The following is a 13994-nucleotide window of genomic DNA, read 5'->3' on the forward strand; positions in this document are numbered from 1 at the left end:
TTAATGAAATCTCTACTTAAATTCTTTGTATTGATAATTATTATACTATATCCATTTATAGTCTATATTGGCTTAAATTCACTCTCGATAAAGTATCTTGGCTTAATTGTCGCCTTAATATTTATACTAAGATTACTAATTTTAAAAAAAGATCCTAGCATCACTTGGAAACTTATTACTATTGTGGGGATACTTCTTGCAGGTATAGCCATCATTGTAGATAATATCACCGTTATGCTACTATACCCTGTCTTTGTAAGTATTAGCCTCTTCTGTGTTTTTTGTTATTCATTATTCCAAGACAAAAGTCTGATTACCAAACTTGCAATTCGTATGAGCAGAGAGCCTCTACCAGACTATGCAATAAAATACACATGGTATGTAACATTAGCTTGGTGTGTGATTTTTGCTATAAATGCCAGTATTTCAACATACACTATTATATTAGGTTCGATACAATTTTGGACACTTTATAACGGTTTTATCAGTTATATCCTTATAGGATTAATGATGCTTAGTGAGATTATAATTAGAATTGTTGTTAGGAGATATTTTGAAAAGCACACTTAAATCAATACTAGAATTTTATGCACAAAATCCTTCTGAAATCATATTTATCAAAGATTCAAATAATATTATCGCAAAAGAGTTTTTAAATGATATAAAAACTTTAGCTAATCATCTTGATATCATTCTAAGCAATAGTTGCAAAGTTGCATTATCAGTTGATGATATGTACTTATTTTGTTGCACATGGATAGCATGTCAGTTTTTAGGTAAAACTACTATAATGATACCAAATGACAAACCTGGCACAATTGCCAAGCTTGCAAAACATTACGACTCTTTAATAACTAATAATGATCTTGATTTATCAGCAAAAATCATCAATGAATATACATTAAAAGATTGTGAAACTATATTTTTCACATCTGGATCTACTGGTGAATATAAAAGCTATAGCAAAACCATAGACAATCTTGAACAAGAGTCTTTCGCGATCAACAGTGTCATACAAAGCTTTAATCTTAAGAATATCAATGTGCTTACAACAGTATCACATCAGCACCTGTATGGCTTTAGCTGGGCTATAGTATGGCCACTGCTATACCAAAAAATCATTCACACAGAAAGGCTATTTGTACCCGAACTTATCCACAAAAAGCTACTTCAAGATAATAATATTTTGATAACAACTCCTGTAATTATTTCTCACCTTGATGGTAGTATCAGTAGTCCTATCACTAACTCTTTGCTCATTTCATCAGCTAGTGCATTAAGTGCCGATATCGCGATTAAATTTCAAAATAGTTACAACATCCCTATTCTCGAAGCTTATGGTAGTAGTGAAACTGGAGTTATTGCGTATAGACAACAGTTAATCGATAAACTATGGAAACCTTTTGATAATGTTTGTATTACTACAGAGTCTGATCAACTAGTTGTTAGATCTCCCTTTTTTAAGCAAGAAAAACAACTAATGGCAGATATCGTTACATTATACAACGATAAATTTGAGCTAAAAGGTAGGGTCGATAAGATTGTCAAAATTGCTGGTAATCGTTTATCAATATCACAAATGCAAAATATATTAATCGCTCATGACTTAATAAAAGACTGTGTATGTATCAAGCGTCAAAGCTATCGTGAATATATAGCAGCAATAATATGTCTAAATCAAGATGGACAAGACTTATTACAAAATTTTGGTAAACAAAATTTAATTAAACAAATAAAGAGCTATCTATTAAACTATTACTCAAATGTAGTTATACCTAAAAAATGGCGCTTTGTAACTGAAATACCAACCAACTCTCAAGGAAAAAGAACTCTAGAGCTATTAGTTGAATTATTAGATGATAATTAAATAGGTTAGAGCTTATAAGTTTGATAAGATTTAAGCTTATTAAGGAGACTTTATTTAAAATTTATGGCGAAATAAACTATGAACAAACATCTTAAGATAAATAATATACAAAATATTGATGATTGCTGTGTTTTAGTATCGGCGCAAGTACTCCACGAGTGCGATTTTTTTAAAGGTCATTTCCAAGAGCAGGCCATTTTACCGGGTATTGCTCAAGTTGATTTTGTTATAAATTTGGCAAGCCAGATATTCGGTATTAATAAACTCTCTTTTGGTAATATTCCACAAGTAAAATTCAAAAAAGTTATATTACCTAATGATGATATAGAAATAAAAATCGCAAATAACAACAATACAATTACTTTTGAAATTTCTGTCAATAATCAAGTAGCATCTCAGGGTAAAATAAAATATGAGTAGTAGTGATTGTAATTTATGTATTGTAGTACCAATCTATAACCATGGAAAGCAACTACGTAACACCATCAAAAATATCGCCAGATATGACTTACCTATCATACTTATAAATGATGGTAGCCAAGATAACACTAAACAAATTATGAGAGAAGTTGCTGATGAATTTAATAATATTGTTTTGACAGAATCACTTGATAAAAATCAAGGTAAAGGTGTTGCTGTAAGTTATGGTGCCAATTTAGCTTTTAAAATGGGTTATACACATATGCTTCAAATAGATGCTGATGGTCAGCATGATTCGACCGATATCCCTAAATTTATACAAGCAATGCAGCAAAACCCTCAGGCACTAATATCTGGTATGCCTATCTATGATGATAGTATTCCCAAAAGTAGACTTCATGGTAGAAAAATTACAAATTTTTGGGTAGCAATAGAAACTCTGTCGTTTGATCTCAAAGAATCAATGTGTGGTTTTCGTATCTATCCACTAGAGGCTTATACAAAGCTTATGCAGAAAAAAACTTTCTCAGTGAAGATGGATTTCGATATAGATGTAATCGTGAGAATGTACTGGCTAGGTCTTCCTATAGTCTATATAAATACCAAAGTAATTTACCCTCAAGATGGTTACTCCAATTTTAGAATGTTTCGAGATAATGTCAGGATATCTTTGACTCATACAAAATTAGTTACTGGTATGATTATTAGATTACCATTACTATTATGGAGAAAAATCAGGTGAAACATTGGACTAAGATAAAAGAAGCCGGTGGTATATTCGGGCTTAGAACTACTTTTATTTTATTTCGTTTGTTAGGTCGTAGACTCACCTACTCAATCATGTCAGTAGTTATGATCTATTATTTTTTATTGTACAAAAGTGCACGTAAATATTCTTTTAAATATATTAAACACCTCGATAAAAATATTAAAACTTCAAAATTATGGTTTTATAGTTTCAGACATTTTTTAGCATTTGGTGAAATGGTTATAGATAAAATAGCTGTTTGGAGTAATAAGATCACTATAGATAATGTAGACTTCTCAGTACAAGATCGCAAAATCATGAACCAAGCTATCAAATCACAAAAAGGTGGTGTTATTTTTACTGCTCATCTTGGTAATCTTGATGTTGCAAGATCATTGGCAGACTTTGATAATAGTATGAAGATAAATGCTCTAGTATTTAGCAAGCAAGCTCCTACATTTAACAAACTTTTGACAAAGATTAATCCTAAATACTCGATCAATATGATATGTATACAAGATGTTACTCCAGATCTAGCAATTGAGTTATATGAGCGTGTTGCTAATGGTGAATTTATCGTTATACCTGCAGATAGAACTTCTGTAACTAAACCAGAGAGAAATCTTAGATTATCATTTTTAGATGATATGGCATTTTTCCCGCAAGGTGCATTTATATTAGCAAGCATTCTAAAATGCCCTACATACTTTATGCTATGTCCAAAAAAAGATCGTAATAACTTTGATTTTATTTTCAAAGAGTTTGATCAAAATAGCATTATTTTAAATAGAAAAACAAAACAACAAGATTTAGAAAAGTATGCACAAAAATACGCACAAATGCTTGAATCATATTGTAAAAAATATCCAAAACAATGGTTTAATTTTTTTGATTTTTGGCATCAAGGAGAATAAGTAAATGCTTAAAGATAGTTTATTCACACATGTTTACAAAATGGCTATCCCATTTTTTGATGTTGATATGCTCGAAATTGTTTGGCATGGTAATTATATCAAGTACTTTGAAATGGCTAGATGTAGTATGCTCAAAGAAATTGGCTATGATTATATAGCTATGAAGAAAGATGGTTTCGCTTGGCCTATAGTTGATATAAAAGCCAAATTTATTAAATCTGCAAGATTTGGACAAGATATTGATATTTATTGCGATCTAATAGAGTTCGAGAACAGATTAAAAATAAACTATACTATTTTAGATAGCTTAACTAAAATAAAGTTATGTCAAGGTTATACTACTCAGCTTGCTGTTGATATTAACAAAAAAGAAACTTGTTTCGTAACACCTCAGCAATGGCAACAAAAAATAAAAGAGATTATTAGAAGATGAAGAGACTATTTACTTTTATTAGCATTTTTTTAACTATTGTGGCTCCTTTGTATGCTTCAGACCTTACAAATAATTCAGACTTCCAAGCAGTTGAAAAGCAATTAACCAAAGATACTAATATCTCGGGTAAATTTATACAAATCCGACAAATTGCAGGTTTAAACTCAAGTTTAAAATCTTCAGGAACATTTAAACTAACCGATGATGGATCTCTGCTATGGCAACAGCAACAACCAATCAAAACCACAATGCAAATGTCTAAAAATAAGCTTACACAAACTATTATGGATAATCCTCCTACGGTTCTAACACGCGAAGACCAACCTGTAGTGTTCACATTCACTAGTGTTTTTATGTCTGTATTTAAAGGTGATACAAAAACCATATCAGAATTTTTTAATATTAATTTTGAGGGTAATACTCAAAACTGGACTATCACCCTCACACCGAAATCTAGCCCTCTTAATAAAGCTATAAAAGAGATAACTCTAAAAGGTAATAGATATATTACAAATATTGACGTCGCTGATACCCAAGATAATATAATCAAAATACAACTTTTTGATATTACAACAAACTAAATATTATGATTAATAAATATCTTATCCGTCTTATTATTTGGAGTGTCATTGTTCTAAGTAGCATAACCCTATTTATAGCCATCATTACAAAAGGACTAAACTTAAATACAAACATTCTATCTTTGTTACCAAACCAAGAGACCTCGCCTGAACTTACCTCAGCATCAAATAAGTTTTCTGACCGTATAAGTAATGATGTTGTATTTTTAATAAGTTCTAAAGATCAAACTAAAGCTACAAATGCTGCAGCAAAGTTTAGCCATTTACTAGAACAAAGTAATAACTTCACAACGGTAAATACTGGAATAAACCAAGACCAGCAATTATCTTGGGCAAAATTTTATTTCCCATACAGACTACAATTACTTAACGATAAAGACCAACAACTATTAGTTGATAAAAACTACGAAAGACTATACCAAAATGCTCTAGCAAATATATATAACCCAACAGGAGTGGTTAATCGTAACTTACTTAATAATGATCCTTTCTTTACATATCAAAACTTTCTTTTAAACTTACCTAAACCAAGCTCCAACCTTAAGCTTAGAAATGGCTTTCTAGTAGCCGAAAAAAACAATACTTATTATGTTCTTATTAAAGCCGAAATTAAAGGACAAAGCTTTTCATTAACTACTCAAACTGAAATTATCAAAAGCATTAATAATGCTATCAAACAGATTAAATCAAATCATATTAGTGTTCTAAAAACTGGAATGCTCTTTTATGCAAATGCTGGAGCCGAAGATGCTCATCATGAGATAAATACTATTGGTATTGGCTCTATGATAGGCGTCTTGATTTTGATAATTCTAACATTTAGATCAATTATTCCACTTTTTTTTACACTATTTTCAATACTTTGTGGATTTATTGCTGCGTTTGTTGTTACACACTATATATTTGGTAGTGTCTTCTTATTTACGCTAGTTTTCGGTGCAAGTTTGATTGGTATATCTGTCGACTATGCTTTCTTTTACTATTCTGAAAAGCTTTTAGCTGATGCTAATTGGACTCCAAAAACAGGACTAAATCGTATTTCCAAAGGCATAACATTAGGACTTTTAAATGTTATTATAGCTTTTTTAGTTATAGCAATTGCACCTTTTCCTGGACTACATCAACTAGCAGTTTTTGGTATTATTGGCTTAGCTGTGTCATATCTAACAGTGATATGCTTTTTCCCATATATTATCAATATCAAATCAAAAAGCCATAAGAGTATTCCTCTATTAAGGCTTACGGATAAATATCTAAATCTATGGAAAAATATTAGTACAAAAAAAATTATTCTTATCTTACTAGCTCTAGTGATAATAATTATTGCAGGAATATATAAAATAAAGCCAAATGATGATATTCATATATTACAATCAACTCCTAAAGAGCTCAAGGATGAAGAACAACAGCTTAAAAACATAATTGGCAGTGATATAGGTCTCAGCTATATTATCGTATTAGCTAAAAATGATAATACCCTTCTGTCAAAAGCGAATCATGTAACAAGCATTATTCGTAGTAACTTTGCTAATATTAAAAATCCACTAATTAGCATAAGTGACTATGTACCAGGCTTAGAGCAGCAGCAACAAAACTATAATCTTATACAAAACTTTATTAATACCAAATATCCACAAGAGTACCTTAAACAAATAGGTTTCTCAGGGGCTCAACAAGTAAAAGTTATAGATGAAATTAAAAACACAAAATTTAAGCCTCTGGAACTATCTGCATGGTTAGATAAACCTGTTTCAGCACAGATGAGATTTTTGTGGTTAGGAGACCAGCCAAATGATTATAAAGCTGTGGCAATAGCACTTTCAAAAGATATTGATATTGCTAAACTACAAAATTTGCTTAGCTCTATCGATAATGTTTATATTGTTGATAAGGTAAGTCAGATAAGTGATATTTTTGGTCATTATCGTAATATGATTTCTTACATAATGGCGATTGTATTTGTCTTACTATGGTTAGGATTAACTATTAGATATTCTTTTAGAAAATCTATAGTTTATATTGTAGTACCATTATTATCATGCTTCACATCTATAGCACTCCTTGGATTACTCAATATTCCTCTGACATTATTTAGCATCCTTGCGATAATACTTGTTTTAGGAATAAGTATGGATTATGTTTTATTCTTAGCTGAGAGTCATAATAGATTCAGTAGTACTATGCTAGCATTAGCACTATCAGCTATTACTACTATACTATCATTTGGGCTTTTAGCATTAAGTAATACTCCAGCTATTGAATATTTTGGTCTAACTGTACTAATAGGTATTTCGGTAGCATTTTTATTAGCTCCTATAGCAATTAAGATACAAGGTTATGAAAAGTAAAACTCTTTCAACTATTTTTATACTTATCTTTTTAAGCAGTTGCTCATTGTTGCAAACAAAACAGCAAATCGATGTAAAGGTAGCTATAACACCAGATACAACTGTAACACTACCCCAGCCACAACAACTAGGTATTGATAAAACAATATCGCAAATAGTCTCTGCTACTTATTATGATAAAGATGGCAAACAAAAAAATCTAACAACAAATATGATTATTGAAGCCAACTCAAAACATATCATAATGGTAGCATTATCAGCCTGGGGTGGATCTTTATTTAAGCTTGACTATAATGGTAAAGATATCCAAAGTAGTAGCCTGCCAATGCCAAACCAAAATATTGGTGTTAAACAAAGCCTCACAGAGTTTATTATAAGCCAGGCAACTGTCAATATTGTCAAAGAGATGTTTGCTAATACAAATATTAGTGTATCAGAAAAAGCAAATAAAAGGATTTTAACTTCTAAAGACGGCAAAAAAATTCTAACAATAAAATACAGTGATAATAATAAAAAAATAACTATTCACAACTATCACTACAACTATATTATTAACATAACAGATTTAGATCAATAATTTTTTTGATATATCCTATTTTGTAAAGACACTATCAAAGCCATAATATTGTGCAAACTGCTCATTGTTCCAGCCTTGACTTTTAACATATTCTGGATCATCTGAATATTCCATAAGCTCAAAATAAACTACACCCGTGTGTCTCATCAGATGAAAACTTGGTAGAAGTATATTTTTCTCATGCATCTGTTGATAATGCCTTACATCAACCATTCTAAGATGATTGTAATAACCCAATTGAAGATAAGCATAAAAAAACTTAACTACAAAAAATAATAAAGCGACAACAAAAAATAAATATAACTTATCAAATAAATATGAAAAACCTGAACGAAATAAGTATTTGCATATGATATAAAAATATATAAGCATGTATAGCATTTCAACTCGTATTTCTAAACCAAACATAATAAGAAATGTTGTCAGAGAAATCGATACTAAGCATAAAATTGTAAGAACCTTAGTTTTTATATCCTTTTCAAAAGCAAAAACCATAAATATAGAAAGAATAAATGGTAGTGAAAGTTCAAATTTTGAAAAAAACTTTATAGTTATATCAAATAAATTATGAAATATATACCCTAAAAGAGATTGCCCAGCAAGCATACCACTAGTTCTGGCAAAATTTCCAGGTGCTATCATCATCACAATACCCGCAATTATAAATGGTATAACAAAATATAAAGTATTCTTATTTAGTTTATCTTTTTTGACAATTTGATGAATTATATAGTAAAAACAAATGGTAAAAATTACCATGAAAAATGCTTCATTATATAAACCAAGAAAAATACCCAAAATAATACTTAATACTTTTGAGTGCTTGTTCTTTACGAAAAGAAAATAAAAACCCCATACAAGCAAGCTAATGCCCCAAAGATATTGAATGCCTATGGTCTTCCACATTGCATTGCCTAAAAAAGTATTTTCTATGAAGTAACCCATAAATAGACAAGCATATATAATGAATTTTCTAGATAGAATACTAACTTGATCTCTAAATATTAATTTATATAAGTAAACAAACAACACTGTTAGTGCAAGTGCATTTAGCATATCTACAACATAAATCAAAGAAGGGTAACTTTTGTTAAAAAGAATATAAACTGGTAATTGTGCCGAAACTCTACCAGTCCAATAGAAATAGTCACTTCTAATGTGAAACCATACTGTTCCATCATGAAGAGCATTTACATTTGATCGCCAAAGATCATCCATCATCAAAGGTTGACACAGATTAATAATTAAAAAGTAAGTGAATATCAAAAGGTAAACAAATATCTGATATTTTATATTTGATTTTGTACTGAACATCTATAAAGTTTAAACAATTTACATAATAGAAAACTATTATATATAATTTCTGATCAAAAATACTGACTTTTTCTAAAAAGTGCTGACTTAGCCTTGACACGGCACATGAATCAAAAGTTACCGTTGCTTCCTTCCGGACCTGGCGGGGTTCACAATCTATCATTGCGTGGAAACCAAGTCAGCGTTAGGTATATTACTAGATATATCCTAAAATTACAAGCTAACAAAGCAAATTCCATTATCTAAGATAAATTGGTATTATTATCAAAAATAGTTAAAGTTAACAAATATCATGATAATAGTTATATCACCTGCTAAAAGTCAAAATTTTGAAACTGCAACGGCAAAATATCAATTTACACAGCCAATATTCAAAGATCAGATAACTAAGCTTATAAATACCCTTAAACACTATGAAGTTGATGAGATTGAAAAGCTAATGAAAATTAGTCCCAAACTAGCTGAAGAAGTATTTACTAAACATAATAGCTTTGACCCTAAGAGTTATAACGAGTCAAATTCAAAAGCTGCTATTTTCACATTTAGTGGAGACGTTTATAAAGGTCTTGAGGCAGATACACTAGATAAAGAGACTATCGAATATGCTCAAAATCATCTTTTGATGTTATCTGGACTGTATGGACTGATACGCCCTCTTGATTTAATGCAAGCTTATAGATTAGAAATGGGTACAAAAATTAAAATTGATGGAGAAATTCTATATAAGTATTGGCAAGATAAGATTACTGCTCAATTAGATGAATACTTCAGCCAGCAACAGAATAAAGTTTTGATAAACCTTGCTTCTAATGAATACTCACAAGCAATAGATAAAAAATCTTTAGATGCAAAGTGGTTAAATATTGATTTTAAGGAAAATAAAAATGGTACATATAAGACTATAGGGATTCATGCGAAAAAAGCGCGTGGTTTAATGACAAGATACATTCTTGAAAATAGGATAGAAAATATCAGTGATATTAAAAAGTTCAATGTAGCTGACTACAAATTTAACTTAGAACTTTCAAATGAAAATCTTATGTGCTTTACGAGATAGTTTATGAAAATTAGAATACTCTCTTTAGGAGAAAAACCACCCAAATGGGTTAGTGACGGTTACGATGAATACAAAAAACGCCTAAGCAAATCAATCCCGCTTGAACTGATTGAATTACCAATAGCTAAACGAACTAAAACTGGTAATCCCAAACTTTGGATGGAACAAGAAGCAAAAACTATCCTTACTAAACTTAGTGATTCTGATCACTTAGTAATTCTTGATGTTAACTCTAAAATAATTTCAACGGAAGAATTAGCTGAAAAAATGCAAAATTGGAAATTTAACAATCCAAATGTTGTGATTTTAATTGGTGGTCCAGATGGTATAGATCAAAGTATCAAGAATATTGCTAAAGAAAAAATATCCATATCAAAAATGACTTTCCCTCATCCTCTAGTACGTATCATTATTGCTGAACAATTGTATAGGGCTTATACAATATTAGAAGGTCATCCGTATCATAAATAACCACAAAACCTAGCTTTTGTACACCTATCTTTATGATTTAAATCTTTAATAGTCTGAATGTCACAAAAACTATACTGAGAAAATATACTTGCTATATCATCCGCTTGCGTGAAGCCATGCTCTATATATAAATATCCTCCTTGCTTTAGAAAAGCATCTGCTTGGGATATTATTGTTCTAATATCTGCTAAGCCATCACTTCCTGCAAATAAAGCTCTTGAAGGTTCATATTTCCTAACACTATCATCAACATTAGCATCGTCAATATCTATATATGGTGGATTTGATACTATGATGTCAAACTTAGTACCATCTAGACTTTCATACCAACTACTTAGCATAAATTTAACATTGGTAATACTATTGGCATGAGCATTTTTTTTAGCCACATCTAGAGTCTTAGAGTATAAATCAACAGCCACAACTTGACTCTTAGGCAGCTCATCGGCCAAAGCTAAAGCAATCGCGCCAGAGCCCGTACCAAGATCTAATATTTTTAGTTGAGCATTATTATCTTGTATATCATCTAACACTGCAGCAACTATAACTTCAGTATCTGCTCGGGGTATAAGAGTATCTTTAGTTACATATAGCTTTTGATTCCAAAAATATTTATAACCAAGAATATAAGCTAATGGCTCGCCCGCTAAAAGACGTAAAATTTTCCCATTTATTTTTGTAAGTATGGCATTATCTAACTGCTTATCAGAATTTAGATAAAGATAAGTCTTATCAACACCCAAAACATCGCAAATAATCATTTGTAGATCATATTTTATTGATGAGTCACTTTGAGGAAATTTAGCTACAGCTGAAGCTAACAGTTGAGATATTGAGATATTACTCATCTGACATAGTTGCTAGAAGATCAGCTTGATGCTCTAAAATTAGTGGCTGGATAATACTATCTAAACTTCCTTCCATAACCTCATCAAGTTTATAAAGAGTTAAGTTAATACGATGGTCAGTAACTCTACCTTGAGGATAGTTATACGTTCTAATTCGCTCAGATCTATCACCACTACCAACTAAACTTTTACGCGCATCAGACTGCTCTTTTTGTTGCTTATCAATCTCTGCTTGTAGAAGTTTTGACTTAAGCATAGACATTGCAGCAGCACGGTTTTTATGTTGTGATCTTTGATCTTGACACTCGACAACTACACCTGTTGGGATATGCGTAATTCTAATTGCTGAATCAGTCTTGTTGACGTGCTGTCCCCCTGCTCCAGATGCTCTAAAAGTATCAACTTTAATATCAGCAGGATTTATATCAATTCCCTCAACCTCATCTGCTTCAGGCATAACTGCAACAGTACATGCTGAGGTATGGATTCTACCTTGAGACTCTGTAGCTGGAACCCTTTGCACTCTATGGGCACCAGATTCAAACTTCAACTGAGAATATACACCATCACCATTTATCTTTGAGATAATTTCTTTATAGCCGCCATGCTCTCCTTCACTAGCTGAAATAACTTCTATTTTCCAACCTCTTTGCTCAGCATATTTTGAATACATCTTAAACAAATCTCCAGAGAATATCGATGCTTCATCTCCACCTGTTCCAGCTCTAATTTCCAAGAATATATTAGCGTCATCATTTGGATCACGAGGTAAAAGAAGTATCTGCAATTCGTCCTCAAGTCTTTCGATAGCCTCATTAGCTGACTTTAACTCTTCTTTTGCCATTTCAACAAGTTCGGCATCTTTCTCATTTAACATTTCATAAGCAGCTTCTTTATCTTCAAGAGCTTGCGTATATTCCTTAAATGCCTTTACAATAGGTTCAAGATGAGAATACTCTTTCGATAAATCTCTAAACTTATTCTGATCTGAAATAACGTCAGCCTCACCCAAAAGAACACTAACCTCTTCATGTCTTTCTATCAAACTCTGTAGTTTTACTTTAATAGAATCTTTCATTTACTTTTCCACATTTAAACCAAACATTCGTTTCATACATACTAGACAATCACTTCTACCCTGCTTAGAAGCCTCTTTCATGCCAACAACAGGATAGTGTAATACTTTCTTTTTAATTTCATAAGCAAACCTCTTTAGTACTTCTTCAGGATCTTTACCATTTCTTATTTTTGCTAAGCTTTTTTCTAATGATAAATCCACTAAACCATCAGCTTTCTGAAACAGTTCCTTAATAGCACTATTAGAAATAATTGCCTTTTCTTTTTCTAAATAATCTTCTAATGATTTTACGATAATTTTTTGAGCTCTTGAACTCTCATGCTTTCTTTTATCTTTATTACCTTCTATAACACTATTAATATCATCGACGCAGTAATACGCATTCTGCTCTAGATCTCCAAGTTTAGGATCTAATGCCTGCGGTATAGAAATATCAATAAAAACTCTTGGCTTTTCTCCTACATCTTCACATTTAACTATGTACTCAGTAACATTAACTGCTGCAATTATAATATCCGCTTTTTTAATTAGTTTAGACAAATCTGATAAATAATAGGCACTAGCATTACTAAAATTAGATGTAATTTTTTCGGCCTTCTCTATAGTTCTATTAGCTAGCATAATATGCCTAGGATTAAGAGCTGTTACGTGTCGAAATAAAAGCTCTCCTGTTTGACCAGCACCTATTATGAGCACATTTTTAGCAGAAATATTATCCAATTGCTTTTTAGCTAAGCTAATTGCTGAGAATGCTACAGATACTGGACAATGCCCTATTCTAGTTTCACTACGAACTTTTTTAGCAGTTGCAAAAACTTTCTGAAAAACTCTATCTAATTCTTTACCTATAGCATGATTTTTTTTACTAAGAGTATATGAATCCTTAACTTGTCCTAATATCTGTGGCTCTCCTAAAACCATAGATTCCAAGCCACAAGCTAGTTTCATCAAGTGCATAATTACTTCTGTACCTTGACGTAATTTAAAATAATCTCTTATTTTGAAATCTGGATTTCTAACATATCCTTGCCACCAAACCAAGACATCATCAACGACTCTTAGATCTGTTATTTCAAGATATACTTCAGTACGATTACATGTTGATAGAATAACCGCATGGATGACATTATCTATTGCTAATATTGATTTATATAACATCGATACATCAAGCCCTGAAAGTGCAAACTCACTACGAACTTCTATTGGGGATTTTTTATAATCAATTGCTAAAGATATTAATGCCATGTTCAAATAATTTTTAAATGTAAATAACTAGTAATTAAACTTAGAAAAATAAATCAATATTCTAACATAAAAGACTCGAACATTACATTCCAA

At 31.1% G+C, this 13994-nt stretch carries 15 protein-coding genes and 1 other RNA gene; 11 read left to right on the forward strand and 5 right to left on the reverse strand.

All coding sequences use genetic code 11. From position 1 onward, the window contains the following. Positions 1 to 3 precede the first annotated feature (3 nt). The 9 genes from FQ699_RS01440 (at position 4) to FQ699_RS01480 (ending at position 7888) form a co-directional block, all read left to right on the forward strand. On the forward strand, positions 4 to 570 hold the full coding sequence (locus FQ699_RS01440; protein WP_146420817.1) for a COG4648 family protein: 567 nt from the start codon (positions 4 to 6) through the stop codon (positions 568 to 570). Next, positions 554 to 1867 (forward strand): AMP-binding protein, encoded by a 1314-nt coding sequence (locus tag FQ699_RS01445; protein ID WP_146420818.1) that lies wholly within the window; start codon positions 554 to 556, stop codon positions 1865 to 1867. Before FQ699_RS01440 ends, FQ699_RS01445 begins: the two co-directional genes overlap by 17 nt. Before the next feature lie 78 nt (positions 1868 to 1945). Then, the gene (locus FQ699_RS01450) at positions 1946 to 2287 is read left to right on the forward strand and encodes an ApeI family dehydratase (protein ID WP_042523998.1); all 342 of its coding nucleotides are present in this window, start codon (positions 1946 to 1948) and stop codon (positions 2285 to 2287) included. After that, the gene (locus tag FQ699_RS01455; protein WP_146420819.1) at positions 2280 to 3029 is read left to right on the forward strand and encodes a glycosyltransferase family 2 protein; all 750 of its coding nucleotides are present in this window, start codon (positions 2280 to 2282) and stop codon (positions 3027 to 3029) included. The genes FQ699_RS01450 and FQ699_RS01455 overlap by 8 nt, the downstream gene beginning before the upstream one ends. Continuing rightward, entirely contained in the window at positions 3026 to 3949 is a 924-nt protein-coding gene (locus tag FQ699_RS01460; RefSeq protein WP_224728111.1) for a lysophospholipid acyltransferase family protein, read from the forward strand. The genes FQ699_RS01455 and FQ699_RS01460 overlap by 4 nt, the downstream gene beginning before the upstream one ends. Positions 3950 to 3953: 4 nt before the next feature. After that, positions 3954 to 4382, forward strand: a complete 429-nt coding sequence (locus FQ699_RS01465; RefSeq protein ID WP_146420820.1) for an acyl-CoA thioesterase — start codon at positions 3954 to 3956, stop codon at positions 4380 to 4382. Then, positions 4379 to 4963, forward strand: a complete 585-nt coding sequence (locus tag FQ699_RS01470; protein WP_146420821.1) for a LolA family protein — start codon at positions 4379 to 4381, stop codon at positions 4961 to 4963. Before FQ699_RS01465 ends, FQ699_RS01470 begins: the two co-directional genes overlap by 4 nt. Positions 4964 to 4968: 5 nt before the next feature. After that, positions 4969 to 7311, forward strand: coding sequence for an MMPL family transporter (locus FQ699_RS01475; RefSeq protein ID WP_146420822.1), 2343 nt, complete (start codon positions 4969 to 4971; stop codon positions 7309 to 7311). Continuing rightward, a complete protein-coding gene (locus FQ699_RS01480) occupies positions 7301 to 7888 on the forward strand; it encodes a DUF3261 domain-containing protein (RefSeq protein WP_146420823.1) in 588 nt (195 codons plus the stop codon). The genes FQ699_RS01475 and FQ699_RS01480 overlap by 11 nt, the downstream gene beginning before the upstream one ends. 15 nt (positions 7889 to 7903) lie before the next feature. Here the strand turns inward: FQ699_RS01480 and FQ699_RS01485 are convergent, their stop codons facing one another. Together FQ699_RS01485 and ffs are read right to left on the reverse strand one after the other, a co-directional pair. Next, positions 7904 to 9202 (reverse strand): DUF6056 family protein, encoded by a 1299-nt coding sequence (locus FQ699_RS01485; protein WP_146420824.1) that lies wholly within the window; start codon positions 9200 to 9202, stop codon positions 7904 to 7906. An 82-nt stretch (positions 9203 to 9284) separates the two neighbouring features. Continuing rightward, positions 9285 to 9381: signal recognition particle sRNA small type (ffs, locus tag FQ699_RS01490), an RNA gene on the reverse strand. Between the two features lie 113 nt (positions 9382 to 9494). On the opposite strand from ffs, the gene yaaA reads away from it, so the two are divergent. Both yaaA and rlmH read left to right on the forward strand, forming a co-directional pair. Next, complete coding sequence (gene yaaA / locus FQ699_RS01495) at positions 9495 to 10259, forward strand: peroxide stress protein YaaA (RefSeq protein ID WP_146420825.1); 765 nt, start codon at positions 9495 to 9497, stop codon at positions 10257 to 10259. 3 nt (positions 10260 to 10262) lie between these two features. Further along, a complete protein-coding gene (gene rlmH, locus FQ699_RS01500; RefSeq protein ID WP_146420826.1) occupies positions 10263 to 10730 on the forward strand; it encodes a 23S rRNA (pseudouridine(1915)-N(3))-methyltransferase RlmH in 468 nt (155 codons plus the stop codon). On the opposite strand, the gene prmC is transcribed toward rlmH, so the two are convergent. Genes prmC through FQ699_RS01515 form a run of 3 tightly spaced genes read right to left on the reverse strand, consistent with a single transcriptional unit; the run spans position 10721 to position 13901 of the window. Further along, a complete protein-coding gene (gene prmC / locus FQ699_RS01505) occupies positions 10721 to 11578 on the reverse strand; it encodes a peptide chain release factor N(5)-glutamine methyltransferase (RefSeq protein ID WP_146420827.1) in 858 nt (285 codons plus the stop codon). The two genes, rlmH and prmC, sit on opposite strands and share 10 nt — an antisense overlap. Further along, on the reverse strand, positions 11571 to 12656 hold the full coding sequence (gene prfA, locus FQ699_RS01510; RefSeq protein WP_146420828.1) for a peptide chain release factor 1: 1086 nt from the start codon (positions 12654 to 12656) through the stop codon (positions 11571 to 11573). The genes prmC and prfA overlap by 8 nt, the downstream gene beginning before the upstream one ends. After that, positions 12657 to 13901: a glutamyl-tRNA reductase gene (locus FQ699_RS01515; RefSeq protein ID WP_146420829.1), complete on the reverse strand. Its 1245-nt coding sequence runs from the start codon at positions 13899 to 13901 to the stop codon at positions 12657 to 12659. Between the last annotated feature and the right edge of the window lie 93 nt (positions 13902 to 13994).

This window comes from Francisella salimarina, from assembly GCF_007923265.1.
Taxonomy (GTDB): Bacteria; Pseudomonadota; Gammaproteobacteria; order Francisellales; family Francisellaceae; genus Francisella; species Francisella salimarina.